The sequence below is a fragment of the Tepidicaulis sp. genome (assembly GCF_965222285.1).
In the GTDB taxonomy this organism is placed as follows: domain Bacteria; phylum Pseudomonadota; class Alphaproteobacteria; order Parvibaculales; family Parvibaculaceae; genus Tepidicaulis.
On the sequence record NZ_OZ244942.1, the window covers coordinates 2,406,587 to 2,433,416 of the forward strand.

A 26,830-nucleotide genomic window follows, 5' to 3' on the forward strand; every position below is an offset into this window, starting at 1 on the left:
GCTTTAAAAGAGGCATTCTGCGCATAATCTGCGCGGCCATCTGCTCATTTGCCGGGCGGCCTGTCCAAATAAGCGTCAGCCTTTGCCCATGCCGCCGTGTCATTGACGTTCAAAAAGGCATCGGCCTCCTGGCCGGGAACGTCTATGGGCACGGCGTCCAACTCCTTAAGCGCCCCCCAAACCGCCTGGCGGCCCGCGCCAAGCAGCCCGTCTAGTTTCTCAAAATGCGAAACATGCCAAAGCGCCAGAAGGTTCTGGTCCCGCCCTTCAAGGCGCAGCACCGCAGGCCGCGTGCCTTTCCGTCCCGCCCAAAGACGCGCAGCATAATCGGCAGGCAAAAACGGCACGTCGCACGGCGCCGTCACCAACCACTCCCCGCCTTCTTCCTGCAACCAGGCAAGGCCGGCGCGAATACCGGCAAGCGGTCCTGCCCCCGGAAAAGGCCCGTCATCCAGATGCGTGAGCTCGGCCCGCCAGCCAAGTGCGGTCCCGCCCTCGGCAACGGCAAGGGCCTGAACCTGCGGGCGCAGCCGTTCATAAACACGCTCGATAAGCGGCTGCCCGTGCAAGGGCCGGAGCGCTTTTTCTCCGCCGAACCGCTCCGCCTTGCCGCCCGCCAGAATGAGCCCGCTTGTCTGCGCTCCCCCGGTCACAGGCCCTGGCCCGCCCGGCCGGTTTTGCTGCTGGCCGCGCCGGTTTCCGCATTTTCGGACAGCGCTTCAGGATCGAATTCCAGCGGCAGGTCGCACCAGAATATGCTGCCCTGCCCTTCCTCGCTTTCAAAACCGATGCGCCCGCCCATCTTCTCCACCAGCAGCCGGGCAAGGCTAAGGCCGATCCCCGCCCCGCCGCCGGCCACCATGGCATCCGGGTGAAGCCGGGTGAACGTCTCGAACACCTTGTCCTGCTTGGCTTTAGGAATCCCGATACCCGTGTCGGAAATGGAAAGACGGAAGAACCCGTCGCTCGTGCGCTCGCCGCTAATGCGCACCCTTCCTCCGTTTACATTATATTTTACGGCATTGGACAAGAGATTGATGATGATCTGCTTCAACCGCTGCCGGTCCGTTTCAAGCAGCACCGGCACGTCGCGCGGCAGGCGGTCCTCGATGGATACCTCGCCGCGCTCGGCCAATTGCGCAACTTGCGCGATGCACTCGCTCACCGCCTCGCCCACATCCACCTTCTCGACCGAAACCCGCAAATGCCCGGCTTCGATGCTGGAAAGATCGAGAATGTCGTTGACGAGATTGAGAAGCTGCTCGCCCGCCATGAGAATGAAACTGATCCGTTCCATTTGCGAGGCATTGAGCGTGCCGCCCGCCGTCATCTGCATGACTTCGGCGAACCCGATAATCGCGTTGAGCGGCGTGCGCAGCTCATGGCTCATCGTCGCAAGGAATTGCGATTTGGCCCGGCTTGCCTCCTCCGCGCTTTGTTTGGCGCGTAAAATGGCCCGCTCCGATTTCACCTGCCTTGTAATGTCATGACAGGTGCCGAAAATTTTGACCGCCCGCCCCTCTTCATATTCAATGACGATATTCGCCTCCACGAACATCACCGCCCCATCTTTGCTGCGCAGACGGTAAGTTTCGGGGCCAAGCGTACGCGCGCCCTTCGCCGCGCCTTCCAAAATCCAGTTGAGAACCCATTCGGAATCATCCGGGTGATGGATGTCGGCAAGCACCGTGTCGAGATTGACTTCCAAATCCCCATCATAGCCGAGCAGGCGGCGCATACCCTCGGACCAGATCACCTCGTTGGTGCGCAGGTCCCAGGCAAAATCGCCGACACGGGCAATAATCTGTGCACGGATTAGCTTTTCCTCGCTCAGGCGCACAGCCTGTGTCACCTGCGCCACCTGCCGGCGTAAAAGCGCAACGACGCCCGCACCGGCAAAGAGCAAAAGCGCCGCGCCGCCGATCGCCCAGATCACCCAGGCCGGCAGCGCAGGCTCCCCCGCAGGCGACATCCATTTTTCCAAGGCCGTGAAATAAGCCGACTGCGGATCGGTTTTCATCGCCGCCATATGCCGGTCCACTTCGGCAAGCAGCCCATCCGGCGTGCCGGGCGCAAAGGCGAAATAAAGCGCGGTCGGCTGAAAAACGAATTGCGAACGCGTCAGATCGAACCCGCTCTGCAGTGCCTCGCCCAAAGACTGATTGACGATGCCGAAATCGGCGCGCCCCGCCGCCACCGCTTCCAGCGTCTCATTGTGCCGGGCGGTCGGCACGATCTCGAAGGACAGTCCCTGCTCCTTACGCATCTCGGCAAGCTTGCCATGTTGCACGCTGTCCCTGAGCACCGCCACGCGCCCGCCCGCTACGTCCTCGAAGTTTTGCACGATCGTGCCGGGGCGCGAATAGATGTAAGACCAGCTGCGCAACACCGGTACCCGATTGAACTTGAAAAGCGCCTCGCGCTCCGGGGTCGGCGCGACATCGGGCATGAGATCGATCTCACCCGCTTCAAGCATGACAAGACAATCCGCCCAGGCGCAGGGGTGATAGGTCACAGCCCATCCGGCCTTTTCACTCAGGGCAGCAAGCACATCCGGAAAAAGCCCGGCCGGTACACCTTCTTCATCGAGAAATATTTTCGGCGGGTTTTGATAGATGCCGGCTCTAAGCTGAAGGCGCTCCCCTTCCGGCTCATCTACCGGCGCGCCAGAAGGTGCCTGCGCCCCCGCGCCGGCAAGCAGGAGCGGCAGCAAAACAATGCCCAAAGAAAAACGGATCACACTGCTTTTCAAGCGCACGCTCATCCCCAAAGCTTGGCCATAGCCGCATCCGCCTGGCCCGCAGCCGCCCCGGCCGGTTGCCCGCCCGTATAATCTAGGCCCCTAGCCTAGACCGGAAAGCCGCAATAGGAAAACTCTCCCCTTACTTTGCTCGCCCTTCGAAGGGCTTCAAATGCGGCGCCGGGGCACCGCCATTTCCTCAGCTCGGCCATTTGGGGTAGCCTTTGCGGCAAGCTCCCGGGGAAATGGGCCGCTGCGCCCCCGCCTCCCACCCATCGTCTTTCAGCGCCGGTCCGCCCTTATGCCCGACACTTTGCATGACAGCTCCCCGCCTCAGCCGAGAGAAGAGTATTTTCTGGAACTGACCGCCGGGCTTGAGACATCGCGCTTTCGGCTCACGCCGCTGGAGACGCGCGATGCCCCCGCCCTCCTGACGCATTTCAAGGACCCGCGCGTCACTGAATTTATGGATATCGATCCCTTCACCCGCACCGAGGAGGCCGAGGATGTTATCGGCTGGGCGGAGAGTTTGCGCGCGGCCGCACAAGGGGTCCGTTGGGCCATCCGCGAAAAGGGACGAGACGGCGAAGCGGGCAACTTTCTCGGCACCTGCGGCTTCAACACCCTTCTCTATGAGCGCGCCCGGCGCGGCGAAGTCGCCTATGATCTGTCGCCTGCTCACTGGGGAAAAGGCGTCATGGCCGAAATCATGCCGCAGCTCATCGCCCTCGCCGCAGGTCCCCTGGCTCTGCGCCGCCTCGAGGCCATGGTGACCCCCGGCAACATCCGCTCCATCCGCCTTCTTGAGCGGCACGGCTTTGAAAAAGAAGGCCTCCTGCGCCAGCACGCCTATTGGAAAGGCCGCTTCTGGGACCAACTCATTTTCGGGCAAGTGTTGGAGGGAAATGGTAGCGGAGGAGGGACTTGAACCCCCGACACGCGGATTATGATTCCGCTGCTCTAACCAGCTGAGCTACTCCGCCCCAAAGGCATCGCGGGCCAGGCGGCCCGCGGAAAGTGAGGGGATATAAGGCCCCTGCCCCGCCCTTGTCAAGCAAGGCGTGGCGGGCTGCGCACTACTCCCGCCTTTCGGCCAGGGCGGCCCGCAAATCGCGGATTTCGCGCTTGATATCGGCCAGATCCCGGGCCATTGCCGCCCGTTCCTCATGGGCGCGCCGCTCGATCGTCTCGCGCTCCGTATGGGCCTCGCTCTCGTGAATCATCTGCATGGAATCGACGATGATGCCGATGACGAGATTGAGCACCATGAAGGTCGTAAAGAGAATGAACGGCACGAAAAACGCCCAGGCCCAGGGATAGACCTCCATCACCGGGCGCACGATGCCCATGGACCAGCTTTCCAGCGTCATGATCTGGAAAAGGGAATAGAGCGTGCGCCCGATCGTGCCGAACCATTCGGGAAAGGCCTCGCCGAAGAACTCGGTGCCGAGCACGGCGAAAATATAGAAAATCAGCAACAAAACACCCGCCACCGAGCCCATGCCCGGCAACGCCATGAGCAGCGACTGCACCACCTTGCGCATGGAGGGAATGACGGAGAAAAGCCGCAGCACACGCAGGATGCGCAGCGCGCGCAGCACCGAGAGGGGCCCCGCCGCCGGCACCAGCGCAATCGCGACGATGGCAAGGTCGAAATTGTTCCAGCCGTTCTTGAAGAAGGAAAGCCGGTAGGCCCAGAACTTCAGAAGCAGCTCGATGACAAAGATCGACAGCGCCACGCGGTCGATCGCCACGAGAAGGCCGCCCGCCCGCGCCATTGCTTCGGCGGAGGTTTCAAGGCCGAGCGTCACGGCATTGATGAGAATGACGGTGATGATGAAGCGTTGAAACCAGCCCGCCTCCACCACACGCAGCGCAAAACCGCGCCCCGCGCCGCCTGCACGTGAAGAAGAAACGCCATTTGTCGATGTCATCGCGTCAGCCCGCTGCGCTGCCCGTCACCGGAAGAAGAGATAGGAAAGGCGCCGCGCTTTAAAAGGTGGCCGAAGCGCCGGCTTCCACTTCGCCGGAAATTTTCGGCGCCGTGCGCTGGGTCTTGCCTTCGCTCTGGTGGTCGGCAGCTTCCTCGCCCGCCGGCTTCTGGAAGCGCAGCATGGTGAAAAGACCCATCGGGTTCAGCGGCTGGGTTTCCTGCAGGTCGAGCTTGGTGATGCCCGTGATCGTTTCGACCTTGAAGTCGGGATGCCAGCCAAGGGCGCGGGAAGCCGGCGCCATCCAGCGCTCGATGCGCCCGCGCATGCCGTGATCCTGGGCAAAGTGATTGACGATGAAGACCTGGCCGCCCGGCGCGCAAACGCGCTCAAGCTCGCGCATCACTTTTTCCGGCTCGGGCACCACCGTCATCACATACATGGCGACCACGGTGTCGAACTGCCCATCGGCAAAGGCAAGCTCGGAGGCATCCATCTCGACGATCGCTTCCACATTGGTGAGGTTCTTTTCCTTCACCCGCATGCGCGCCTTCTGCAGCATCTCGGTGGAAAGGTCGATACCCGTCACTTTCAGGTGCTTGCCGTAACGCGGCAGCGAAAGGCCGGTGCCCACCCCCACTTCCAGCACGGAGCCGGAGCGGCGATTGATGGCGCGGACCGCATGTTTGCGGCCAGCATCGGCAATCGGGCCGAAGGAAAAGTCATAAACGGGTGCCCAGCGAGCATATGCTTCCCGGACGGATTTTTCGTCGATGCGCGATTTGACGCTCAAAAGATGGGCTCCCTCGTGACGGCGCTGCCAGTTTGCCGCAACAGGCCGGATTTACCAAAGTTTTTCCGTAATAATCCGCCAGAAAGTGGCGGATTGAAGGCGGGATTTATGCCCCTGCTGCGTGTTCGCTTTCGGGCTCGCTTTCCAGCGGACGCCCGCGCACCGCATTGCCATAGCGGTTGACGGAGCGGCGGATCCAGCCGCCGCCCAGCACACGCTTGCCGGTTTGCGCATCATAGAACACACAGGCCTGGCCGGGAGCCACACCATCTTCCCCCGTTTTCAGTTCAACCCGCGCGCGCCCTTCCCCAAGCGGCACGAGCAATGCCGGCGCCGGCGGGCGCGTCGAGCGCACCTTGGCCAGCACCTCGAGCGGCTGACTCGTTGCATCAAGATTGCCGGGGCCGATCCAGTTGACCTCCCCAAGTTCAATTTGATGCGTCAGCAGCATATCTTTCGGCCCGACGACGACCTGTTTCTTTGCCGCGTCGAGGCGCACTACATAAAGCGGCTCGCCCATGGCAATGCCGAGCCCGCGGCGCTGGCCGATCGTGTAATGGAGAATGCCTTCGTGGCGGCCGAGCACGTTGCCGTCCATATCCACGATGTCGCCGGGCTCCGCCGCGCCGGGACGCAGCTTCAAGATGACATCCGCATAGCGCCCGGAGGGGACGAAGCAAATGTCCTGGCTGTCCGGCTTTTCCGCAACGCCAAGCCCGTAGCGCTGGGCAATGGCGCGGGTTTCCGACTTGTGCAGACGGCCAAGCGGAAAGCGCAGGAAATCAAGCTGCTCGCGCGTCGTGGTGAAAAGGAAGTAGCTCTGGTCGCGCTCAGGATCTTCAGCGCGCAGCATCTGCCAGCCATCAGGGCCGGGTTCGCTGGCAATATAATGGCCGGTCGCCAGCGCATCCGCGCCCAGCTCCTTGGCGGCTTGAAACATGTCGCGGAATTTCACGCGCTCATTGCAGCGCACGCAAGGAATGGGCGTTTCGCCGGCAAGATAAGAATCCGCGAACTCTTCCATCACCGAATCCCGGAACCGGCTTTCATAATCGAGCACGTAATGAGGGATGCCGATCTTCTCGGCCACCAGGCGCGCATCGTGAATGTCCTGGCCCGCGCAGCACGCCCCCTTGCGGGCAATGGCCGCACCATGATCGTAAAGCTGCAGCGTGATGCCGATCACCTCATAGCCTTCTTCTTTCAGAAGAGCCGCGGTGACGGAAGAATCGACCCCGCCCGACATCGCCACAACGACGCGCGTTGCCGCAGGCGGCTTGGCAAAGCCGAGGCTGTTCACCTCGCTTTTCGTCTCTTGCGCGCTGGATGCTGCGGTCACGCTCATTTCAACCGGCCGTATCGCTTGGGTCACATTATCTATCATGCGCAGGCATAGTGGGCGGGGCCAAGCCCCGGCGCCGGGCTGCATGCCACTGCGCTAAAGAGAGCTTTTCCGCGCCTTTTAACGCGCAAGAGCCCCAGAAAGGCGCACTATAGACAAGAGATATGCCGTTGCAATGGCGCCATCTGCCGCGTCTGGGCATTTTCTGCCGCCCGGCGGCAGGCTTTGCCGCGCCCCACGGGCACTCTCATCTTAAGCCATTGATTTAGTTAGAATTTTTTCTGGCCTCCAACTTGCTCATTAGGACGCAGGAATTCTTGCCTCCAAGGGACAGGTCATTATGGAAGTCAGTACCTCTTCTTCACAGCGCAGCCCGGAAACCGAGCTTCTCCGCCGCAATGAGACGGCGCGCCTGTCCAAAGGCGCCATCGATGACGCGTTCTCGCGCCATTTGAATGAGACGCGCCAGGAGGCAAAAGCTGACCAGCGCAGCGTCTCGGCCGCCGAAAGCCGGGCGGAAGAGGCCCGCGAGGCCCGCCGCGCCGATGACAAGCGCAGCGAAAACAGCCGCGCGGAGAGCCAGGCCGAACACCAGCGCGCCGAAAAACGCCGGGACGAGGAAGCCCGCGCCAAACGCGCCGATGAGAAGGCGTCGGAAAAAGCCGCCGCTGCCAGAGAAAAGGATGCGCCTGAAAAGCCCGCCGAAGAAACGTCCGGCGAGGAGGCAGATCTTGCCGCCAGCCTTGTAGAGACGGCCCCCGCGTCAACCGACAATGCTGAAACCGCCGTGGTCCAGACCGGTGAAAAAGCCGCCGAGACCGGCGCGAATGCGGCTGAGACTGCTCCGATTATCGACGGTGAGGCGGACGCCCAAGCCGCGCAGACCGGAACGGGCAAGGAAACGGGCACGCAGAACACGGCCGCCGCCGATGCGGCCAAGGGCACGCAGAGCGCTGCTGCTACGGGCCTGAACACGGCTGCCGCCGCAGCCGCCCAAAGCGCTGCGCAGGGCACCGGCCAGACAGGCAATACGCAAAGCACCCGCGCCGCGCCCGATCTTAATGCCGCAGCCGCCACAGATAGCGCAGACGGCGGGCCTAACGCTGCCCTGCAAGCCGCGCAGGCGGCAGCCGATGCCGATCTGTCCGGCAATCTGGCCGATGACGGCGCACTTGCCGGTAAAGACGGCAAGACTCTCGGCCAGCTTGCCGCCGATAAACTGAGCGCGGGCAAAGAAGGCACAGCGGCGGAGTTCAAGGTAGCCGGCACGGAAGCTGCCGCTCAGCGCACGCCGCCTGCCGCAGCAACAACCGCACCGCAACAGGCAGCGCCGATCAACCTCGCCGGTTTCGGTCTGGCGGGCACGGAAAAACCACTCAACGTCACCTTCGACAGCACCAGCGGGCTGCAAATCGAGGGCCTGCCGACCGGCACCTCGACCCAGAACACCAACCCGGTTCAGTTGCGCTTCGGCGCCCTGCCCGGCCAGGCCCAGGCGACGCAAGTGCCCGCCTCTGCCATTGCCTTGCAGATCGCCAAGCACGTTCAGAAAGGCGTCAACACATTCGAGATCCGCATCGATCCGCCTGAGCTTGGCCGGGTCGACGTCAAACTCGATGTCGCCGCCGACGGCCGGGCGACCGCGCATCTTGTCGTAGAAAAAGCCGAAACGCTCGATCTTCTCCAGCGCGATGCCAAGGCCCTGCAGCAGGCGCTGCAGGATGCCGGGCTCGAAGCCGATCAGGACACGCTGTCCTTCTCTCTGAAAGACGAGGGACAGGCCGGCACCTTCGGGGAAGGACAAGGCCAGCGTGAGGGCGAAGCCGGCGGCACCGGCGAGGCAGGCCTTGCCGAAAGCGAACAGCCTGAAGTGATCACCAGCTACCGCGTCATGCTCAACGGCGAAACCGGCGTCGACATCCGGGTATAAGAACGGAGAGTTTCATGGATATTCTCGGCAGCAACCCCGCCTCCGTCGCCGCTCAGGCACAGCAGAACCTGCGGACCCAATCCGCGACCGCGTCTGCGGCGCTGGATACGAATTTCAATACGTTCCTGACGCTGCTGACCACACAGCTGCGCCACCAGGATCCATTGAACCCGCTCGAATCGAACGAGTTCACCCAGCAGCTCGTTCAGTTCTCCGGCGTCGAGCAGTCGATCCAGACAAACCGTCAGCTGGAAAGCCTGCTGGCCGTCGCCTCCGCCACCAGTTCAAGCCAGGCCGTCTCTTATATCGGCAAGGAAGTCGATGCGGTCTCCAACGTCGCCGAGCTGAAAGACGGCGAAGCGTCCTGGATCTTCGGTCTGGCCGAGAAAGCGGAAACCGCCACCTTGAACATCCTCGATGCCAATGGCGCGACCGTCTACACGAAGGAAATCAGCGGCGCCACCGGCGCGCAGGATTTCGTCTGGGACGGCAAGAACAATGAAGGAGTGGACCAGCCCGACGGCTTCTACATCATCGACATCGAAGCCACCAATAAAGACGGCGAACAGGTCCAATACTCCTCCCGCATCACCGGCACGGTGACCGGGGTGGACTTCTCCGGCAACATCCCGCTGATCAATCTGGGCGACCAGACGATCCCGGCTTCGGATGTGCTGGCGGTGCGCGACAAGGCACAAAGCCAGCCGCCGAGCGGCACTTAAGGGAGAACAGCCTTTTCATGTCCCGCGATGGCACGCTTAACCCGTTGAAATTCATGGAAACTTTACCGTGGCACTTAGACCTTTTTTAAAAGGCTCCAGCCTAGATTGGTGTCCACAGTTGAGTACGGAGACCGCAAGGCAATGAGCGAGCAACAGTCATCTCGGGTGAACTACGTGATCGGCCCCGACGGGAGCCCGCTCACCGTGGCCGACCTTCCGCCCCCCAATACCAAACGCTGGGTCATCCGGCGCAAGGCGGAAGTCGTTGCTGCAGTGCGCGGCGGTTTGATCAGTCTGGAAGAAGCATGCAAGCGCTACACGCTGACCGTGGAGGAATTCCTGAGCTGGCAGCGCTCCATTGAAAAGCACGGCCTTGCCGGCCTGCGCGCGACGCGGGTTCAACAGTACAGGCAGTAGGCCAGGAACACCGGCAGTAAGATAGAGTACTGCGTACTTTCTGCCGAGAAGGCGCCGGAGCGATCCGGCGCCTTCTTTGTTTTCCGGGTCCTCTTTGTTTCAGGCCCTGCCGCGCCTTCAATCCTTACCAGCTCCTTACTTTTCCACAGTTCGGGGCAATTATTTCCGCTTTTAGGCCTTCAACATGAATGGAAATCCATTCCTGTTAAGCATCTGGTTACCCCAATCCCGGTAAATTTTGCCTACCGACACAGGGGGGCTTGATCCAGCCAGTAAGAAAGGATCGGCCACAACGGGCAAAGGAGTTGCCACCAGCCCCTGTCGACTATGCCGACCGATCCAAGAAGGAGAGGGACGCAGAGGCGACAACACTAGGGTGGTAGCGTGAACAGCTTTGCCGATTTCCTAAAGACGCTCGGACCGTCTCGTATCGCAGCACTGGGCCTCGTGGCCGCAGGCCTTTTCGGCTTCTTCGCCTTCGTGACCATCAAGGTCACCGAAGAGCCCATGGCCCTGCTCTATTCCGAACTCGACCAGCAGGACGCCGCTGCAATTCTCGCCGAGCTTGACGCCCAGAACATCCCTTACGAACTCAAAGGCGACGGCACCCGCATCTTCGTGCCGGAAAACCGCGTTTTGCGCATGCGCATGGCCATGGCCGAACAGGGCCTGCCGAACGGCAATATCGTGGGCTATGAAATCTTCGACAATGCCGACGCGCTGGGCACGACGAGCTTCGTGCAGAACCTGAATTATCTGCGCGCGCTGGAAGGCGAAATGGCGCGCACGATCCGCTCCATCGACCGGGTTGAAAATGCCCGTGTCCACCTGGTGCTGCCCGAGCGTGAGGTTTTCTCGCGCCAGCGCCGTGAGCCGAGCGCCTCCATCGTCCTGAAAGTGCGCGGCGCCCCGCTCGCCCAGTCGCAAGTCAAAGCCATTCAATATCTCGCTGCTTCCGGTGTGGATGGGCTGAAGCCCGGCCGCGTCTCCATCGTCGATGAAGCCGGTAACCTTCTGGCAAGCGGCGATGGCAACGAGACCGCCGCCGCGCTCAACGCTACGTTCGATGAGCGCAACATTGCCTATGAACGCCGCCTGCGCTCTGAAATCGAGCGGATCGTGGAAAGCATCGTGGGTCCGGAAAAGGCCCGCGTGCGTGTCACGGCCGAACTGGACTTCAACCGCGTCACCCGGACTTCCGACCGCTATGACCCGGACGGTCAGGTCGTGCGCTCCACGCAGACCGTGGAAGAAAGCTCCGCCAGCTCCGACGGTGTCACGAATGAAGGCGTCACCGTCGGCAACAATGTGCCGGACGCCAATTTCGGCGCCGACAATGGCGACACATCGGCTACGGCCACGGACACCTCGAACCGTGTGGAAGAGACCGTCAATTACGAAATCTCCCGCGTAACCGAGACGGAAGTCTTGGAAGCGGGCCGCGTGAAACGCATCTCTGTCGCCGTCCTTGTCGACGGGGTCTATGACCTCGGGGAAAACGGCAACGTCAATTATCAGAGCCGCTCGCCCGAAGATCTGGAAAAGATCGCCAGCCTCGTGCGCTCCGCCATCGGTTTCGACGAAGAGCGCGGCGACCAGGTGGAAGTCGTCAACCTGCGCTTTGCGCCGCAGAGCGAAGCCGAGCGCCTGCCGGAAATCGAAGAGCCGTTCCTCGGCCTCAAGAAGTCAGACTATATGCGCATCGGCGAAATCGCGGCGCTGCTCATCATCTCGGTTCTGGTGCTGCTCTTTGTCGTGCGCCCCTTCATCAAGGGTCTAACGGCACCGGCGCAGGCAACGGCAGGCACCAATCTCGCCCTGCCTCCCGGCACGGAATATACCGCGCCCGACGGCACGCAAATGATCGCCCAAGGCACGGACGAGAACGGCGAGCCCATCGCCGCCCTGCCCGGCCCGCAGGTACAGCGCACCTCGGACGTGGAAAGCATGATCGATATCGCCCGCGTGGAAGGCAAGGTGCGCGAGTCTTCGGTCAAGAAAGTCGGTGAGCTCATCAGCGGCCACCCGGACGAAACCCTGGCCATCATCCGCAACTGGCTCCATGAGCAGCCGGCGTAAGGGGAGATAGGACAATGGCCGACGCACTGCCCAAAGTTAAAATCAAAGTCAAAGAAGACCTGGACAAGCTGACCGGCCCGGAAAAGGCTGCCGTCTTCATGCTCTCGGTTTCCGATGACAGCGCCTCCGCGATCTGGGACCGCTTGGACGACGAAGAAATCCGCGACGTCTCGCAGGTCATGTCGAATCTCGGCACCGTCTCGGCGCCGCTTGTGGAACGTCTGCTGGTGGAATTCACCTCGCACATGTCCTCCACCGGCGCGCTGACGGGTACGTATGAATCCACCGAACGGCTTCTCAAGCGCTTCCTCTCCGGTGAGCGCGTCGACGCCGTGATGGACGAAATCCGCGGTCCGGCCGGGCGCAACATGTGGGAAAAGCTCGGCAACGTGAATGACGAAGTGCTCGCCAATTATCTGAAGAACGAGTACCCGCAGACCGTGGCCGTCGTGCTGTCGAAAATCCGCTCCGAACATGCCGCCCGCGTGCTCAGCCACCTGCCCGAAGATTTCGCGCTCGAAGTCGTCACCCGCATGCTGCGCATGGAAGCGGTCCAGAAAGACATTCTCGACAAGGTCGAACAGACGCTGCGCGCCGAGTTCATGTCCAACCTCTCGCGCACGAACCGGCGCGACGCGCATGAGCTGATGGCCGAGATCTTCAACAATTTCGACCGCCAGACCGAATCCCGCTTCATGACCTCGCTCGAAGAGCGCAACCGTGAAGCGGCCGAACGCATCAAGGCGCTGATGTTCACCTTCGAAGATCTGCGCAAGCTCGATCCGGGCGGCGTGCAGACGCTTCTGCGTTCCATCGACAAGGACAAGCTTGCCATCGCGCTCAAAGGCGCCTCCGACACGATCCGCGATCTTTTCTTCGCGAACATGTCCGAACGCGCGGCCCGTATCCTGCGCGAAGACATGGAAGTCATGGGGCCAGTGCGCCTGCGCGATGTGGATGAATCCCAGATGGCCATGGTCAACATGGCCAAGGACCTTGCCGCCCGCGGCGAGATCATGCTGGCCGACAACAAAGAAGATGACGAGCTCGTGTACTGATGAGTGCGGTGATGCAGGAAAACAAAGAGAAAGTGAAGTTCATGTTCGACAACGTCTTCCGCGCGGAAGACGCCCCCGTCGTCGTGAACGCACCGCGAAAAAAACACGAGCTGACGGACGAGGAGATCGACGCCATCCGCGCCGAGGCGCGCGCCGAAGGTGAAGCCACGGGCCATCAGCGCGGGTTTGCCGAAGCTCAGGCCGGGATCGAGCAGCAGACCGCGCAGACCTTTGCCGCGATCGGCGAAGCGCTGAGCGCCAGCTTTGCCCAGCTCGAGCAGGAAAACCGCGAAATCCGCGAATTCGCCGCCCGCCTCTCCCTTCTTGCCGCCCGCAAGCTCGCCGCCCGGCTGATCGCCGAGCGTCCGCAGGCTGAAATCGAAGCGGTGATCGAGGAATGCGTAACCCACCTCAACCGCGAGCCGCATCTGGTGCTGCGCGTTGCCGACGGCCTTTCCGGCCTTCTCAAAGAATATGTCGACCGCCTCTGCCATGAGCGCGGCATGAGCGAGCAGGTGCTCTTGATCGGCGATCCGGAAGTGCCCTTCGGCGACTGTCATGTCGAATGGGCCGATGGCGGCATCACCCGCTCGCTTTCGGCCATCGACGGGGAATTGACCCAGATCGTCGACCGTTACGCCCAAAGTCTGAAAGGCGAAGGTGAAGCTGCCTCCGCCGACGCTGCCCAAAAGGAGCCGCAACATGTCTGAGAATGATACCGGCATGGATCTTCCCGACCTTTCCACGAGTGACGCGCCGCAAGATGCCGGGGCAGACACCAGCACGCAGGACGCTGCCGACATTCAGCGTTCGGCGGCGGATCTGGAAGCCGTTTTCGACGTCCCGGTCAACGTTTCTGCCGTTCTCGGCAAGGCGCATATCGAAGTGTCCGATCTTTTGAAGCTCGGCCGCGGCGCCGTCGTCGAGCTTGACCGCAAGGTCGGCGAGGCCATCGACATCTATGTCAATGACCGCCTCGTTGCGCGCGGCGAAGTGGTGATCGTGGAAGACCGTCTCGGCGTGACGATGACGGAAATTATCAAGACGGGCATCAGCGGATGAGCGGACAGCGGACATCGGCAACGGATCTGGCAACGCCGCTCGGCCTCATCGCCGGTTTCGGCTTTGTCGGCACGGCCGTGTTCCTGGGCGGGGATTGGGAAGCCTTTCTCAATCTGCGTGCCTTCCTGATCGTGATCGGCGGCACCATTGCCATGACGCTCGTTTCCTACCGGTTCGATGAAGTGGTCGAAGCAGCGCGCGCCGTGGGCCGCGCTCTCGCCTCCCGCGCCACGAACCTCTCCGAGGCGGCCCGCCGCCTGATCGTTCTGTCCGAAGCCGCCCGCAAGGAAGGCGTGCGCGGCATCGAAAAGCGCTTGCCGCAGCTAAAGCGCGATGCGGCTCTCTCCCGCGCGCTGACCCTGGTGGTTGAAGGCGTGCCGGCAGAGGAAGTCGAACGCCTGCTCGGCGCCGAACTCGACATGGCCAAAGGCCGCTGGGTGAAATCCGCCGCGATCCTGCGCCGCGCCGCCGAAGTCGCGCCCGCCATGGGCCTGATCGGCACGCTGGTCGGCCTCGTGCAGATGCTCACCCATCTGTCCGATCCCTCCAGCATCGGCCCGGCCATGGCGGTTGCGCTGATCACGACATTCTACGGCGCCATTCTCGGCAACATGGTCTTTGCCCCGCTCGCCGCCAAAATCGAACGCAATTCCCAGGAAGACGGGCTACGCCTGGCCATCTACGCGGCAAGCGCCGCCGCGATGACCCGTCAGGAAAGCCCGCGGCGCCTGCAAATGGCCATCAACGCCATGCTGCCTCCCGCCGACCAGATTCAGATCTATACGTGAGTAGAAGGAAAAAGCGACATGCGACTTCTTATTGTAGGAACGTTGAACGGCCAGCTCTCTACCGCCACGAAAATGGCGATGGAAAAAGGCGCCAAGGTGACCCATGCCGCCAATATCGATCAGGCGATGGATATCCTGCGTTCCGGGCGCGGCGCCGATCTGCTCATGGTGGAAGTTTCGATCGACATTAACCGCCTGATCGCCAACCTGCAGGCCGAGCGCGTGCATGTGCCGGTCGTCGCTTGCGGCGTGGGCACCGATGCGCAGGCCGCCGTCAAGGCGATCCGCGCTGGCGCTAAAGAATATATCCCCCTGCCCCCGGATGCCGAGCTCATCGCCGCGGTTCTGGAAGCGGTTGCCGATGAAAGCCATCAGCTCGTCTTCAAAGACCCGAAAATGGGCGGCGTGCTGGAGCTTGCCAAACAGATTGCGGCATCGGAAGCCAGCATCATGATCACCGGCGAGTCCGGTTCGGGTAAAGAAGTCATGGCGCGCTATGTCCACCGCAAGTCGAAGCGGGCCGACAAGCCGTTCATTTCCGTGAACTGCGCCGCCATTCCCGAAAATCTCATCGAATCCGAACTTTTCGGCCACGAGAAAGGCGCCTTCACCGGCGCCATCGCCCGGCGTGTCGGCAAGTTCGAGGAAGCCGATGGCGGCACGCTGCTGCTCGACGAAATCAGCGAGATCGATGTGCACCTGCAGGCCAAACTGCTGCGCGCCATTCAGGAAAAGGAAATCGACCGGGTCGGCGGCAAACAGCCGGTGAAAGTCGATATCCGCATCATCGCGACCTCCAACCGGGACCTTGCGGATGAAGTGCGCGCCGGCCGCTTCCGTGAAGACCTGTTCTACCGCCTCAATGTCGTCAATCTGGCGCTGCCGCCGCTGCGCGAGCGCCCGGCCGACATCACGGCGCTGGCCGATCATTTCGTCAACAAATATGCCAATGTGAACGGCCTCACCGCCAAGCCGCTCTCCGTGGAAGCCCGCCGCCATCTGGCCAAGCATTCCTGGCCGGGCAACGTGCGCGAGCTGGAAAACACCATACACCGTGCCGTGCTTCTGGCGACGGGTGACGAAATCGGTCTGGAAGCCATCCGCCTGCCCGACGGCACGCGCCTGGAAGAAGCCGCAGCTCCCTCCGTTGCGACCCAGGCCGCCGTCACTGCCGATGCCGTCTCCCGCTCTTTTGTCGGGCGCACGGTCGCGGAAGTGGAAAAAGACCTGATCATCGGCACGCTGGAACATTGCCTCGGCAACCGCACCCATGCCGCCAACATTCTGGGTATCTCGATCCGCACGCTGCGCAACAAGCTCAAGCAGTATAACGACGAGGGAACCGCCGTTCCCGCCCCGGCCAACGCCGCCTTCTGAGTAACCAGGGAAGCTGCGCTTCCATAAGGACGAGACGAGCATGAGCGACATCAGCGTCAATCAAGGCAAAGCGGGCGGACTGTCTCCCGCGCGCATTCTGGGCGAGATCACCAAGCGCGGCGACCTGGCCCTTGCCCTCGGCATTATCACCATTCTTGTGGTGCTGATCCTGCCGATGCCCGCTTTCCTGCTCGACCTGTCGCTCGCCATCTCCATCACCTTCTCGGTGCTGGTGCTGATGACCGCGCTCTTCATCCGCACGCCGCTCGAGTTCAGCGCTTTTCCGACGGTGCTTCTCATCGCCACGATGATCCGCCTGGCGCTCAACCTTGCCTCCACCCGTCTCATCCTTTCGCAGGGCCATGAGGGCACGAACGCTGCGGGTAAAGTGATCGAGGCTTTCGGCAATTTCGTGATGCAGGGCAATTTCGTCATCGGCATCATTGTCTTTGCCATTCTGGTAATCGTGAACTTCGTCGTCATCACCAAGGGTTCGGGCCGTATCGCGGAAGTCGCCGCGCGCTTCACCTTGGACGCCATGCCCGGCAAGCAGATGGCGATCGACGCCGATCTTTCCGCCGGTCTGATCGACGAAGAAACCGCTCGCACCCGCCGCAAGCGGCTGGAAGACGAGTCCGCCTTCTTCGGCTCCATGGACGGTGCCTCGAAATTCGTGCGCGGCGATGCCGTAGCCGGCCTTCTGATCACCTTCATCAACATTATCGGCGGCATCATCGTCGGCGTCGGCCAGCAGGACATGCCTTTCGGCGAAGCCGGAGCGACCTATTCGCTGCTGACCATCGGTGACGGCCTTGTCAGCCAGATCCCGGCACTTATCGTGTCGACCGCCGCTGGTCTCCTCGTTTCCAAGGCAGGTGTGGAAGGCGCCGCCGACCGCGCGCTGTTCGACCAGCTTTCCGGCTACCCGCAGGCGCTCGGCATGTCTTCTTTCGTCATGGGCGTCATGGCCGTGCTGCCGGGCATTCCCGCCGTGCCGTTCCTTTTCCTGGCGAGCTGCACCGGCGGACTTGCCTATTACCTGAAGACCGCGCGCCAGCAGAAAGAGCAGGCCGAAGAGGATGCGGCGCAGGCCGAAGTCGAAGCCACACCGCCCGCTGAAGAGCCGATTTCCACCGCGCTCAAGATCGACGAGCTGCGCCTTGAAATCGGCTATGGCCTCCTGCCGCTCATCAATGACAGCGAAGGTCAGAAACTGACCGACCAGATCAAGGCGCTGCGCCGTCAGTTCGCCACCGATATGGGCTTCGTCATGCCGCCCGTGCGCATCCTCGACAATATGCAGCTCGAGGCCAATGCCTATGTCATGCGTATCAAGGAACTGGATGCCGGCCGGGGCGATGTCTATATCAACCAGCTTCTCGTCATGGACCCCCATGGCACGAAGATCGAACTGCCGGGCCTGCACACGACCGAGCCTGCCTTCGGCCTGCCGGCAACCTGGATCGACGAGAACCTGCGCGAGGAAGCCGCCTTCCGCGGCTACACGGTGGTGGACCCGGCAACGGTCATCACCACGCATCTGACCGAGATCATCAAGGACAACATGTCCGAGCTGCTTTCCTATGCCGAAACGCAAAAGCTGCTCGACGAGCTGAGCCCGGAACACAAACGCCTGGCGGACGACATCATCCCCGGTCAGATCACCGTCACCGGCATGCAGCGCGTTCTTCAGACGCTTCTGTCCGAGCGGGTCTCCATCCGCGACCTGCCCTCCATCCTGGAAGGGGTGGCGGAAGCCGTCGGCCATACGCAGAACACGACGCAGATCACCGAGCATGTGCGTATGCGCCTTGCCCGCCAGCTTGGCGCAGCCTATGCGGACGCCGAAGGCGTGCTGCAGCTCGTCACGCTTTCCCCGCAATGGGAAGAAGCCTTTGCCGAAGCGCTTATCGGCCAGGGCGACGAGCGCCAACTTGCCATGGCTCCGAGCCAGCTTCAGGAATTCATCATGACCGTCCGCGACACGTTCGAGGAAGCGGCGGGCCTCGGCATCGTGCCGGTGCTGCTTACGAGCCCCGGCATCCGTCCTTATGTGCGCTCGGTGATCGAGCGGTTCCGCCCGCAAACCATCGTCATGTCGCAGAATGAGATTCATCCGAAAGCGAAGCTGAAAACCGTCGGAACGATTTAACCGGCAAGGGCGTTGCGCTAGACTGCTCTCTTGCTTTGAACTTTCAAATTTGAAGAGTGTGCTTTGCGTCTTAGAACTTTCACCGCGCCCAGCCTGGCCGAGGCTATGAACGAGGTTCGCCGCAGCCTGGGCGAAGACGCGATCATTGTGTCGACCCATGAAGCGGCAGGCAGGGTGGAAGTGACCGCTGCCGTGGAAGGCCGCCGCCGGGAACCTGCCTCCTTGCTCGCACCGGAAACCGGCCGCTCGCTCGACGATATTCTTCTGGAACGGCTGCAAACCTCTTTGCGCGAGCCTGAGCCGCAAGCCGAGCGTCCCCGCCCGAAGAAACCCGCTCCAGCACAAGAGACGCCGCGCCGTTCTGCACCCGCAGACCTGAGCGCGCTGGAACAGGCCCTTGCGGATCATGGCACACCGCCCGCCCTCGCCGCCTCGCTGGTGCGCACGGCAAGTGCCATGGAGATGGACGATCCTTTAAGCGCTCTGGCCTATGCGCTCGAAACCCGTTTCAATTTCGAACCGCTTCCGCCCCTGCCCCAGCGCCCGCTGCTTCTGATCGGCATGCCGGGCGCGGGTAAAACCGTCACGCAGATCAAACTTGCCGCACGGGCCATGGGCGAAGGCGCCCAAATTACGCTGATCACCGCCGATGCGGTGCGCACGGGCGCCGCACTTCAGAGCGAGGCATATGGGGCGCTTCTCGACGCGCCGGTCCTTAAAGCCGAAACCGCCGACGAGCTGAGCGGCCATCTTGCCGGCTACCGCGAGGTCGCTTCCATGCACGGCGCGCGCGCCTGCCTCATCGACACGGCAAGCTTCAACCCTTTCAACGCTCAGGAAAGCGCAGAGGCAGCGGAGATGATCGCGGCGGCCCGGCGCGGCGGCAAAGCCGAGCCCGTGGCCGTACTCTCCGCCGCCATGGACCCGCTGCTAACCGCGGAAGTTGCCGAAGAAATGGCGCAGCTCGGCGCAAGACGCGTGATCTTCACACAGCTCGACCTTGCCCGGCGCATGGGCGGGCTGCTTGCCGCCGCCGACAGTTCCGGTCTGTCACTTTCGCAAATCAGCATCAGCCCCTATCTCGGCCAGGGCCTCGCCCGGCTCGACCCGATGCGCCTTGCCCAGCTTGTGCTGGGGGAGACCGGCACCGGCGGCAACCGCAAGGCGCAATCCGCATGACCCATTCAGCACGTCCGAGGACAAAAGCATGACCCGCGCAAACATCATTTCCGTTGCCTCAGGCAAAGGCGGTGTCGGCAAGACGTGGTTTTCCGTGACGCTCGCCCAGGCGCTTGCCTTGCGCAACGTCAAGACGCTGCTCATCGACGGCGATCTCGGTCTTGCAAACGTGGATGTGCAGCTCGGCCTCAGTCCGCGCCACGATCTAGGCAGCGTGATTGCGGGGCGCGTCTCGCTGAAAGAAGCGCTTTTCACCTTCCGTCCCTTCGGCGAGGAAGAAGGCGGCGCGAGCTTCGACATCATGACCGGCCAGTCGGGCAGCGGCACGCTCAGCGCCTTGTCGATCGAAGAAGTCGCGCGCCTTAAACGCGGCATCGAAAAACTCGCCGGTCATTACGGCGCGGTCATTCTCGACCTTGCCGCCGGGCTTGACGGCGCCGTGCGTAAATTATGCGAACATGAAGGGCGCCATGTCGTGGTGGTCACGCCCGATCCGACTTCGATCACGGACGCCTATGCTTTCATCAAGCTGCTCCTGCGGCAAAACCCGCAGGCCGATATCCGCCTCGTCATCAATCAGGCAGCGGACAAAACCGAAGGTCAGCGCACTTATGCAACGCTCGCCAATGCCTGCCGCAACTTCCTCGGCACCGAGCCCGTGCTTGCCGGGATCGTTCCTGCCGACACGCAGGTGCGCGAGGCGATCCGCCGCCAGGCACCGCTTTTCTTCCGTCATCCGCAAAGCACAGCGGGGGAAGCGGTGAAAAAAATTTCGGCGCTGCTTCTGGAAGACCCGCCCGTCATTACCAGCCAATCCGGCGGCAACCCGCCGCTTACCGGCTCTTCGGCACGTTAACCGAGGCATCAATCTCCACTGACACTCTGTCATAAATCCGTAGAACCTGTGATGCATTTTGCAAGCTGATCGGGTAAGCTGCGCCGATAACGTGGTGGATCGGATAGGGGGGATTTCCGATGAACAATGAATATGTCGCCCAAGCTCTGTCGCTGTTTCAGCAAGGGTTCGACACCGTCAATTCCATTCAAGGGCTCATCATCGCCGCCCTCGCGGCCTATCTGATGAAGCGCTACAACCAGATCCTGGTCTGGACGCTGGTTGCGACCATTGCCCATGAAGCCGTCAATGTCGGCCGGCGCATCATGGCCGATGCGCCCAACCCGCTTCCCAATCTTGCCGATGTGGACGGCGATCTGAAACTGATCGGCATCCGCTTTCTGGGCTATCTCATCGCCATTACGATCCTTTACATCGTCAAGCGGATCGTCCTGCGCGGGTAATCGCCCCGCCATAAAAACAACGAAGCCTGGCCAATGAGCCGGGCTTTTTGTTTTACTGAACAGCAGTGCGAAACCGCACCTCAGTCCCTGAAATTCACATATTGCAGCGGCTGTTCGTCGGGCCGGGTTTTCAGGTGCTGGATCACGTCCTGCAAATCGTCGCGTTTCTTGCCGGTGACGCGCAGTTCATCGCCCTGAAGGGCAACCTGCACTTTCAGCTTCTTGTCCTTGATTTCCTTTACCAGCTTTTTGGCAAGCTCTTTGGAGAGGCCCTGCTTGATGCCGACCTTCTGGCGCTGGGACTGGCCGGCGGCATTTTCCGCCGCCTTATAATCGAGCACGGACGGCTCGATTCCGCGTTTGGCCAGATGCCCCTGCAGGACTTCATGCATCTGTTTCAGCTTCAGCTCGTCATCGGCGAGAATGACCATCTCGTCGTCATTGCGCTCGATGGAGCATTTCGACCCTTTGAAATCGTAGCGCTGCTCGATTTCCCGGCGCACGTTTTGGATGGCGTTATCGACCTCGGAAAGATCGACTTTGGAGACAACGTCGAAAGAAGGCATGAAGAATTATTCTCACGAATAGGGGTGAACTGGCCCGCATTATGCCGTGCCGGTTTCCATTCGTGAAGGCCTGAGCTTTAAGGGAGATTTCTCCCCTTTAGCCGCCCATATTCTGTCGATGCATGTTCAGCGAGACTTCGTCGAGCACGTTTTGCTCGATCCGCGCAGCCTCACGTTTGGCCCGGCGCTGGCGGCTCTGCTCCACAAGCTCGTATTTTTTAAGCTCGCGGTAGGCATCGGCCAGCTCTTCGCGGGCCTGGTCCAATTGCCGGCTCAACTCGCTCATGGACTCGATCATATTGTCCCGGCGCGCGCGCATGGATTTGGCGAACATCGGATAGGCATAATGGGCGACATCGGAAATGCCGGCCTTTTCCTGTTCCCGTTCCACCTGGGCTTCCAGATCGCGTTCCTTGCGCTGGAAGTCTTCGAGCATGCTCTCGATATCGGCCACTTGCCGCCGCTTTTCATCAACCTGAAAGCGGTGCAGCCGGATCAGCGATTCACGGCTTTTCATTAGTCAGTCCCCTCCGTCGCGCTGCGCCCGTCCTCGAGTCCTTCGAGAATTTGAGCGAGCTGAACAAATCCTTCGTCCAAGCCCGTGCACTCGTTCTGGCCTTGGGCCAAAAACGCGTCGAGTGCCGGCTGATAGCGGATGGCCCGATCCACCAAGGGATCGGAACCCGACCTATAGGCCCCCAGACGTATGAGTTCCTCCATATCGTCATAGGCTGCCATCAATCCCCGTGCCTTCCGGATGAGCTCTTGCTGCTCCGGCAGATTGCACCCCGGCATGGTACGGGAAACCGATTTAAGAATGTTTATCGCGGGGTAGCGCCCGCGCTCGGCAATCGCCCGTTCAAGAACGATGTGCCCGTCCAGAATCCCGCGCACCGCATCGGCGACGGGTTCGTTGTGATCGTCCCCTTCCACCAGAACGGTGAAAAGCCCGGTAATCGAGCCGGCGCCCGTGCCCGGCCCGGCGCGCTCCAAAAGGCGCGGCAATTCGGAAAAGACGGTCGGCGTATAACCCTTGGCGGCCGGCGGCTCGCCGGCGGAAAGGCCGATCTCACGCTGCGCCATGGCAAAGCGGGTCACGCTGTCCATCAGGCAGAGCACATCCTGGTGCTGCTCGCGGAAATATTCCGACAGGGTCAGCGTCAACAGGGCCGCCTGGCGGCGCATGAGCGCGCTCTCGTCCGAGGTCGCGACCACGATGACCGAGCGGGCAAGCCCTTCGGGGCCCAGATGGTCTTCGATGAATTCCTGCACTTCGCGTCCGCGTTCGCCGATCAGCCCGATAACCGAGACATCGGAGGCGGTATTTTTGGCGAGCATGGAAAGCAGCACCGACTTACCCACACCCGAGCCGGCGAAAATACCCATCCGCTGCCCTTTGCAGCAGGTGGTAAACGTGTTCATCGCCCGGATGCCGAGATTGATCGGCTCTTTAACGCGGGCGCGCTGATGAGCGGGCGGCGGCGTGCCGCGGAAGGGCATCGGCATCGCCCCTTGCGGCAGCGGCCCCTTGCCGTCGATGGGCTCGCCCATCGCATTGACGACGCGGCCCAGCCAGCCGCGGGAGGGATGTACCACGGGCTCGGCCGCCTCGATCCAGGCCCGGCAGCCGACACCTACCCCGTCCAGCGTCATGAAAGGCAGGCAGAGCGCCGTTTTCTGGCCGAAACCCACCACTTCGCATGGCACGGTCTTGCCGGAGCGGCTCTCGATCACAATGCGGCTGCCCACGCTCATAGCATAAAGAGGCCCGGCCACCTCGACCATGAGCCCCTGAATGCTGGCGACCCGGCCGTACGACCTAACCTCTTGAATTTTCTCTACTTCTGCTAGAAGCGCCTGCACGCCTACATCCTCATGACGACTCGCGAGATCATCATTTTGGCCGGAACATGCTTAAAGGGCCGTAAACCCCGGCCCTCATATCGGTGGAAAAGAAAAATTTACGTATTTACAATGGTTTAGCGGATATCCCCGAGCTTCCTACAGTTCGGATAAAAATTTTTCTAATTTCTTCATTCTGATTAACCTTTGTTAACCAAATCGTCTTAAAGTGGCATGGATGGATTAACGATAAGGGGAGCCATTAAGGACCTAAGTCCTTGGCTCGGATGAGGATTTCGATGCGGGTACTGTTGATTGAAGATGACAGCGCAACGGCGCAGAGCATCGACCTGATGCTCAAATCCGAAGGCTTTAACGTTTACACCACGGATCTGGGTGAAGAAGGTGTCGATCTGGGCAAGCTCTATGATTACGACATTATCCTTCTCGATCTCAATCTGCCGGATATGAGCGGCTACGAGGTGTTGAAAAGCCTTCGCACGGGCAAGGTCGGCACACCGATCCTGATCCTTTCCGGCATGGCGGGGATCGAAAACAAGGTGCGGGGCCTCGGCTTCGGCGCCGACGACTATATGACCAAGCCCTTCCACAAGGACGAGCTGGTGGCACGCATTCATGCCGTGGTCCGCCGCTCCAAGGGCCATTCCCAGTCGGTCATCACCACCGGCAAGCTTACCGTCAACCTCGACACGAAAACCGTGGAAGTGGACGGCCAGCGCGTGCATCTGACCGGCAAGGAATATCAGATGCTGGAACTGCTTTCCCTGCGCAAGGGCACGACCCTGACCAAGGAAATGTTCCTCAACCACCTTTATGGCGGGATGGACGAGCCGGAACTCAAGATCATCGACGTGTTCATCTGCAAGCTGCGCAAGAAACTGGCCGCGGCGACGGATGGCGAACACTACATCGAAACGGTTTGGGGCCGCGGCTATGTGCTGCGCGACCCGCATGAACAGGGCCAGCCGGCCAAAGCTTCCGCTTAAACCGGGCCCTATCCAAAAGCTGCACCGCGTTGCGTTTCGTGCGCTTGAGGGGGATTTAAAGGCGTCTCTTCGGGGGAGGAGACGCCTTTATTATTTGGATCTGCCCGCCTGCCCTGCTCCAGGCATTAAAAAACCCGGCGCGCGCCGGGTTTTTCATATCTCATTTCCTGAAAAGAAGGTCAGGCAACCGCCGCCCGCTCCAGCTTGGAGACATCGGCTTCCGCCGGCACGTAAAGCCCGCGGCAGCCTTTCAGCGGCTTGAAGGCCTTGGTAATGCCGATCACGGTTTCCGCCGCGCCCAGCACCAGGAACCCGTCCGGCGCCAGCTGTTTGGCGATACGCTCCAGCACCTGCGCCTTGGTCTGCTGATCGAAATAGATCAGCACGTTCCGGCAGAACACCACATCGAACTGGCCAAGGGCGCTGAACTCTTCCAAGAGGTTGAGCTTGCGGTATTGCACCATCGAGCGGATATCCGGCGAGATTTCCCAATCATGACCGATCTGCTTGAAATATTTCACCAGAAGTTGGATCGGCAAGCCGCGCTGCACTTCGAACTGGGTGTATTTGCCAAGTTTCGCCCGGCGCAGCACATCGGCGGAGAGATCAGTGCCGATGATTTCCTGGCGCCAGCTGCTCAACTTCGGGCCCATTTCCTTGATCTGCATGGCCAGCGAATAAGGCTCTTGGCCCGTGGAGGCGGCCGCGCACCAGATGCGGAAGCGGTTCGTGCCCGCGCGCGTTTCCAGAAGATGCGGCAGGATCACTTTCTCGAACATCTCGAACGGCGTCTTGTCGCGGAAGAAAAACGACTCGTTCACCGTCATCGCTTCGGTCACCTGCTCGAGCAGCGCCACGGCGCCCGGCCGCATGGCCCCGACCAGCCCTTCAATGTCTTCAAAGCCATTGTCGCGGGCAATCGGCAGGAGCCGGCTTTCGATCAGATATTCCTTGTTCGGCGTCAGCACGAGGCCCGAGCGCTCTTTCAGGAACTTTGCGAGATATTCAAAGTCCGCCTGCCTCATGACACGCCTCCAACAATCAACCGGGCCATCGTTTCGGCAAGCTGGCCGAGCGGCAGCACTTTGTGGCAAATCCCTGCCTGAGCGACCGCTCCCGGCATTCCCCAAACAACACTGGTCTCTTCGTCCTGCGCGAGCACCGTCCCGCCGCCCTGCTGCACACGCCGTGCGCTGTCGCGCCCGTCATGGCCCATGCCGGTGAGAATGCAGGTCAGAATCGCAGGTCCGTAAATCGCAATCAGACTGTCGAGCATCGGATCGACGGAAGGCCGGCAGAAATTCACCGGCGCGGAATCGTCGAGCTTGATGAACGTGTCCATGCCTTTAGCCTCAAACTTCATATGAAAGCCGCCCGGCGCGACATAAATCTTGCCCGGCTCCACTTTCATGCCCGTCTGGCCTTCCACGCAGGGGCGTTTCGCCACCCCTTCGATATGTTCGGCCAGAATGGAGGTAAAGGTCGCCGGCATATGCTGTGTAATCACAACCGGCAGCCGCTCAAGCGAGGGCGAGAGCGCACCCAGAAGATCGAACAGCGCGCGCGGTCCGCCCGTCGAGCTGCCGATCGCGACGATCCGCGGGCGCGTCTTGGACGCCGGCTGCAGGACAATGGGTTTCGGCGCGGCGGCAGGCGCGGGGCTGAGCGGACGGCGGGCGCCCGGCTGAGCGGCGGGCGAGGCCGCGCTGCCAGCCCGCATAGCGGGACGGCGGCGGCGGCCGAGACCGCGGATCTTCGCCACAAGCTCACGCTGAAATTCTTCCGGCGCATTGCCTTCCCGCGTGCTTTCGGGCTTGGGCACATAATCAGCCGCGCCCAGCTTCAGCGCTTTCAGGGAAATATCGGCATTGCGGCGGGTCAGGGTCGAGGCCATGAGAACACGAACCCCCGGTGCTGCTTGCAACAATTTCGGCAAGGCCGTCATGCCGTCCATCACCGGCATTTCGATGTCGAGAATGACGATATCGACATCCGCATCCGCGATCTTTTTGACCGCGTCTTCACCGTTCCGGCAGGTCACGGCCACCTCGATATCGGGCAGCGCGTCCAGCCAGCGGCTGATCAACCCGCGAATGACGACGGAGTCATCGACGACCATAACGCGAACGGCCTGGTCGTTCCGGGGTTTGGGAGTGGCGGGTACAGCGTTCACTTAGATCAATCCGGTTTGAGCAAACTTGGACTCGATGATTTCCTTGTCGAACGGCTTCATGATGTATTCGTTCGCACCGGCGCTGATCGCCTCGGTAATATGCGACATGTTGTTTTCGGTCGTGCAGAAAACCACGATAGGCTTCTGGCCGCCCGGCTTTCCGCGCAGCTCTTTCAGAAAGTCGAGCCCATTCATCACCGGCATGTTCCAGTCGAGCAGCACCGCGTCGGGCATGGAGCCCAAGCAGCGGTCCAACGCTTCTTTGCCGTCCTCGGCTTCCTCGATAGAAAAATTCATTTCCTCGAGGATGCGCCGCGCCACCTTGCGGATGACCGAGCTATCGTCAACGACCAGACACGTCTTCATACCATTC

Annotated in this window: 26 protein-coding genes and 1 tRNA gene; 15 read left to right on the forward strand and 12 right to left on the reverse strand. The window is 61.4% G+C overall.

Features of this window, described 5'->3' with window-relative positions; genetic code table 11:
* Window positions 1-44 precede the first annotated feature (44 nt).
* Window positions 45-653, reverse strand: coding sequence for a molybdenum cofactor guanylyltransferase (gene mobA / locus ACOQOT_RS11510; RefSeq protein ID WP_420559409.1), 609 nt, complete (start codon window positions 651-653; stop codon window positions 45-47).
* A complete protein-coding gene (locus ACOQOT_RS11515) occupies window positions 650-2,764 on the reverse strand; it encodes an ATP-binding protein (RefSeq protein ID WP_420559410.1) in 2,115 nt (704 codons plus the stop codon). The genes mobA and ACOQOT_RS11515 overlap by 4 nt, the downstream gene beginning before the upstream one ends.
* Before the next feature lie 277 nt (window positions 2,765-3,041).
* Between ACOQOT_RS11515 and ACOQOT_RS11520 the strand changes: the two genes are divergently transcribed.
* Window positions 3,042-3,668 (forward strand): GNAT family N-acetyltransferase, encoded by a 627-nt coding sequence (locus ACOQOT_RS11520; protein ID WP_420559411.1) that lies wholly within the window; start codon window positions 3,042-3,044, stop codon window positions 3,666-3,668.
* On the opposite strand, the gene ACOQOT_RS11525 is transcribed toward ACOQOT_RS11520, so the two are convergent.
* From ACOQOT_RS11525 to mnmA, 4 genes are all read right to left on the reverse strand, one after another.
* Window positions 3,647-3,723, reverse strand: a tRNA-Met gene (locus tag ACOQOT_RS11525). The genes ACOQOT_RS11520 and ACOQOT_RS11525 overlap by 22 nt on opposite strands.
* 93 nt (window positions 3,724-3,816) lie before the next feature.
* The gene (locus ACOQOT_RS11530; RefSeq protein WP_420559412.1) at window positions 3,817-4,674 is read right to left on the reverse strand and encodes an ion transporter; all 858 of its coding nucleotides are present in this window, start codon (window positions 4,672-4,674) and stop codon (window positions 3,817-3,819) included.
* A gap of 58 nt (window positions 4,675-4,732) precedes the next feature.
* Complete coding sequence (locus tag ACOQOT_RS11535) at window positions 4,733-5,464, reverse strand: class I SAM-dependent methyltransferase (protein WP_420559413.1); 732 nt, start codon at window positions 5,462-5,464, stop codon at window positions 4,733-4,735.
* A gap of 106 nt (window positions 5,465-5,570) precedes the next feature.
* Complete coding sequence (gene mnmA / locus ACOQOT_RS11540) at window positions 5,571-6,710, reverse strand: tRNA 2-thiouridine(34) synthase MnmA (protein WP_420561941.1); 1,140 nt, start codon at window positions 6,708-6,710, stop codon at window positions 5,571-5,573.
* Between the two features lie 436 nt (window positions 6,711-7,146).
* On the opposite strand from mnmA, the gene ACOQOT_RS11545 reads away from it, so the two are divergent.
* The 13 genes from ACOQOT_RS11545 (at window position 7,147) to ACOQOT_RS11605 (ending at window position 20,869) form a co-directional block, all read left to right on the forward strand.
* Window positions 7,147-8,736: a flagellar hook-length control protein FliK gene (locus tag ACOQOT_RS11545; RefSeq protein WP_420559414.1), complete on the forward strand. Its 1,590-nt coding sequence runs from the start codon at window positions 7,147-7,149 to the stop codon at window positions 8,734-8,736.
* Window positions 8,737-8,750: 14 nt separating this feature from the next.
* On the forward strand, window positions 8,751-9,458 hold the full coding sequence (locus ACOQOT_RS11550; protein WP_420559415.1) for a flagellar hook assembly protein FlgD: 708 nt from the start codon (window positions 8,751-8,753) through the stop codon (window positions 9,456-9,458).
* Between the two features lie 141 nt (window positions 9,459-9,599).
* Window positions 9,600-9,875, forward strand: coding sequence for a DUF1153 domain-containing protein (locus tag ACOQOT_RS11555; RefSeq protein ID WP_045449099.1), 276 nt, complete (start codon window positions 9,600-9,602; stop codon window positions 9,873-9,875).
* A 384-nt stretch (window positions 9,876-10,259) separates the two neighbouring features.
* Window positions 10,260-11,954 (forward strand): flagellar basal-body MS-ring/collar protein FliF, encoded by a 1,695-nt coding sequence (gene fliF, locus ACOQOT_RS11560; RefSeq protein WP_420559416.1) that lies wholly within the window; start codon window positions 10,260-10,262, stop codon window positions 11,952-11,954.
* 14 nt (window positions 11,955-11,968) lie between these two features.
* Window positions 11,969-13,012 carry a flagellar motor switch protein FliG gene (gene fliG, locus ACOQOT_RS11565; protein WP_420559417.1) on the forward strand — a complete coding sequence of 348 codons (1,044 nt, stop codon included), beginning with the start codon at window positions 11,969-11,971 and terminating at the stop codon, window positions 13,010-13,012.
* Window positions 13,013-13,023: 11 nt separating this feature from the next.
* Window positions 13,024-13,722 (forward strand): hypothetical protein, encoded by a 699-nt coding sequence (locus tag ACOQOT_RS11570; protein WP_420559418.1) that lies wholly within the window; start codon window positions 13,024-13,026, stop codon window positions 13,720-13,722.
* A complete protein-coding gene (fliN, locus tag ACOQOT_RS11575) occupies window positions 13,715-14,074 on the forward strand; it encodes a flagellar motor switch protein FliN (protein WP_420559419.1) in 360 nt (119 codons plus the stop codon). The genes ACOQOT_RS11570 and fliN overlap by 8 nt, the downstream gene beginning before the upstream one ends.
* Window positions 14,071-14,862: a motility protein A gene (locus ACOQOT_RS11580; RefSeq protein WP_420559420.1), complete on the forward strand. Its 792-nt coding sequence runs from the start codon at window positions 14,071-14,073 to the stop codon at window positions 14,860-14,862. The genes fliN and ACOQOT_RS11580 overlap by 4 nt, the downstream gene beginning before the upstream one ends.
* 18 nt (window positions 14,863-14,880) lie before the next feature.
* Entirely contained in the window at window positions 14,881-16,239 is a 1,359-nt protein-coding gene (locus tag ACOQOT_RS11585; protein WP_420559421.1) for a sigma-54-dependent transcriptional regulator, read from the forward strand.
* Between the two features lie 40 nt (window positions 16,240-16,279).
* Complete coding sequence (flhA, locus tag ACOQOT_RS11590; protein ID WP_420559422.1) at window positions 16,280-18,391, forward strand: flagellar biosynthesis protein FlhA; 2,112 nt, start codon at window positions 16,280-16,282, stop codon at window positions 18,389-18,391.
* A gap of 105 nt (window positions 18,392-18,496) precedes the next feature.
* Window positions 18,497-19,570, forward strand: a complete 1,074-nt coding sequence (locus tag ACOQOT_RS11595) for a hypothetical protein (RefSeq protein ID WP_420559423.1) — start codon at window positions 18,497-18,499, stop codon at window positions 19,568-19,570.
* 28 nt (window positions 19,571-19,598) lie between these two features.
* Entirely contained in the window at window positions 19,599-20,426 is an 828-nt protein-coding gene (locus ACOQOT_RS11600; RefSeq protein ID WP_420559424.1) for a MinD/ParA family protein, read from the forward strand.
* Between the two features lie 119 nt (window positions 20,427-20,545).
* Complete coding sequence (locus ACOQOT_RS11605; protein WP_420559425.1) at window positions 20,546-20,869, forward strand: hypothetical protein; 324 nt, start codon at window positions 20,546-20,548, stop codon at window positions 20,867-20,869.
* Window positions 20,870-20,949: 80 nt separating this feature from the next.
* On the opposite strand, the gene ACOQOT_RS11610 is transcribed toward ACOQOT_RS11605, so the two are convergent.
* The 3 genes from ACOQOT_RS11610 to fliI form a co-directional block, all read right to left on the reverse strand.
* Window positions 20,950-21,435, reverse strand: a complete 486-nt coding sequence (locus ACOQOT_RS11610) for a YajQ family cyclic di-GMP-binding protein (protein WP_420559426.1) — start codon at window positions 21,433-21,435, stop codon at window positions 20,950-20,952.
* Between the two features lie 97 nt (window positions 21,436-21,532).
* Window positions 21,533-21,952, reverse strand: coding sequence for a flagellar FliJ family protein (locus ACOQOT_RS11615; RefSeq protein ID WP_420559427.1), 420 nt, complete (start codon window positions 21,950-21,952; stop codon window positions 21,533-21,535).
* Window positions 21,952-23,298, reverse strand: a complete 1,347-nt coding sequence (gene fliI / locus ACOQOT_RS11620) for a flagellar protein export ATPase FliI (protein WP_420559428.1) — start codon at window positions 23,296-23,298, stop codon at window positions 21,952-21,954. The genes ACOQOT_RS11615 and fliI overlap by 1 nt, the downstream gene beginning before the upstream one ends.
* A 278-nt stretch (window positions 23,299-23,576) precedes the next feature.
* On the opposite strand from fliI, the gene ctrA reads away from it, so the two are divergent.
* On the forward strand, window positions 23,577-24,284 hold the full coding sequence (ctrA, locus tag ACOQOT_RS11625; RefSeq protein ID WP_420559429.1) for a response regulator transcription factor CtrA: 708 nt from the start codon (window positions 23,577-23,579) through the stop codon (window positions 24,282-24,284).
* 179 nt (window positions 24,285-24,463) lie between these two features.
* Here ctrA and ACOQOT_RS11630 read toward each other — a convergent pair whose 3' ends face one another.
* The 3 genes from ACOQOT_RS11630 to ACOQOT_RS11640 are packed head-to-tail and all read right to left on the reverse strand — an operon-like array spanning window position 24,464 to window position 26,823.
* Entirely contained in the window at window positions 24,464-25,309 is an 846-nt protein-coding gene (locus tag ACOQOT_RS11630) for a CheR family methyltransferase (RefSeq protein ID WP_420559430.1), read from the reverse strand.
* Window positions 25,306-26,403 carry a protein-glutamate methylesterase/protein-glutamine glutaminase gene (locus tag ACOQOT_RS11635; RefSeq protein WP_420559431.1) on the reverse strand — a complete coding sequence of 366 codons (1,098 nt, stop codon included), beginning with the start codon at window positions 26,401-26,403 and terminating at the stop codon, window positions 25,306-25,308. Before ACOQOT_RS11635 ends, ACOQOT_RS11630 begins: the two co-directional genes overlap by 4 nt.
* Window positions 26,404-26,457: 54 nt before the next feature.
* Entirely contained in the window at window positions 26,458-26,823 is a 366-nt protein-coding gene (locus ACOQOT_RS11640; protein ID WP_420559432.1) for a response regulator, read from the reverse strand.
* Window positions 26,824-26,830: the final 7 nt, after the last annotated feature.

Coding starts and splice junctions, on each gene's coding strand:
- fliN (WP_420559419.1), top strand. CDS start 13,715: ATGTCTGAGAATGATACCGGCATGGATCTTCCCGACCTTTCCACGAGT.
- ctrA (WP_420559429.1), top strand. CDS start 23,577: ATGCGGGTACTGTTGATTGAAGATGACAGCGCAACGGCGCAGAGCATC.
- ACOQOT_RS11530 (WP_420559412.1), bottom strand. CDS start 4,674: ATGACATCGACAAATGGCGTTTCTTCTTCACGTGCAGGCGGCGCGGGG.
- flhA (WP_420559422.1), top strand. CDS start 16,280: ATGAGCGACATCAGCGTCAATCAAGGCAAAGCGGGCGGACTGTCTCCC.
- ACOQOT_RS11595 (WP_420559423.1), top strand. CDS start 18,497: ATGAACGAGGTTCGCCGCAGCCTGGGCGAAGACGCGATCATTGTGTCG.
- ACOQOT_RS11515 (WP_420559410.1), bottom strand. CDS start 2,764: ATGAGCGTGCGCTTGAAAAGCAGTGTGATCCGTTTTTCTTTGGGCATT.
- ACOQOT_RS11640 (WP_420559432.1), bottom strand. CDS start 26,823: ATGAAGACGTGTCTGGTCGTTGACGATAGCTCGGTCATCCGCAAGGTG.
- ACOQOT_RS11550 (WP_420559415.1), top strand. CDS start 8,751: ATGGATATTCTCGGCAGCAACCCCGCCTCCGTCGCCGCTCAGGCACAG.
- ACOQOT_RS11610 (WP_420559426.1), bottom strand. CDS start 21,435: ATGCCTTCTTTCGACGTTGTCTCCAAAGTCGATCTTTCCGAGGTCGAT.
- ACOQOT_RS11635 (WP_420559431.1), bottom strand. CDS start 26,403: ATGGTCGTCGATGACTCCGTCGTCATTCGCGGGTTGATCAGCCGCTGG.
- ACOQOT_RS11600 (WP_420559424.1), top strand. CDS start 19,599: ATGACCCGCGCAAACATCATTTCCGTTGCCTCAGGCAAAGGCGGTGTC.
- ACOQOT_RS11570 (WP_420559418.1), top strand. CDS start 13,024: ATGCAGGAAAACAAAGAGAAAGTGAAGTTCATGTTCGACAACGTCTTC.
- ACOQOT_RS11605 (WP_420559425.1), top strand. CDS start 20,546: ATGAACAATGAATATGTCGCCCAAGCTCTGTCGCTGTTTCAGCAAGGG.
- ACOQOT_RS11585 (WP_420559421.1), top strand. CDS start 14,881: ATGCGACTTCTTATTGTAGGAACGTTGAACGGCCAGCTCTCTACCGCC.
- mnmA (WP_420561941.1), bottom strand. CDS start 6,710: ATGTCGGGCGGGGTCGATTCTTCCGTCACCGCGGCTCTTCTGAAAGAA.
- ACOQOT_RS11580 (WP_420559420.1), top strand. CDS start 14,071: ATGAGCGGACAGCGGACATCGGCAACGGATCTGGCAACGCCGCTCGGC.
- ACOQOT_RS11555 (WP_045449099.1), top strand. CDS start 9,600: ATGAGCGAGCAACAGTCATCTCGGGTGAACTACGTGATCGGCCCCGAC.
- ACOQOT_RS11615 (WP_420559427.1), bottom strand. CDS start 21,952: ATGAAAAGCCGTGAATCGCTGATCCGGCTGCACCGCTTTCAGGTTGAT.
- ACOQOT_RS11630 (WP_420559430.1), bottom strand. CDS start 25,309: ATGAGGCAGGCGGACTTTGAATATCTCGCAAAGTTCCTGAAAGAGCGC.
- fliG (WP_420559417.1), top strand. CDS start 11,969: ATGGCCGACGCACTGCCCAAAGTTAAAATCAAAGTCAAAGAAGACCTG.
- ACOQOT_RS11520 (WP_420559411.1), top strand. CDS start 3,042: ATGCCCGACACTTTGCATGACAGCTCCCCGCCTCAGCCGAGAGAAGAG.
- ACOQOT_RS11545 (WP_420559414.1), top strand. CDS start 7,147: ATGGAAGTCAGTACCTCTTCTTCACAGCGCAGCCCGGAAACCGAGCTT.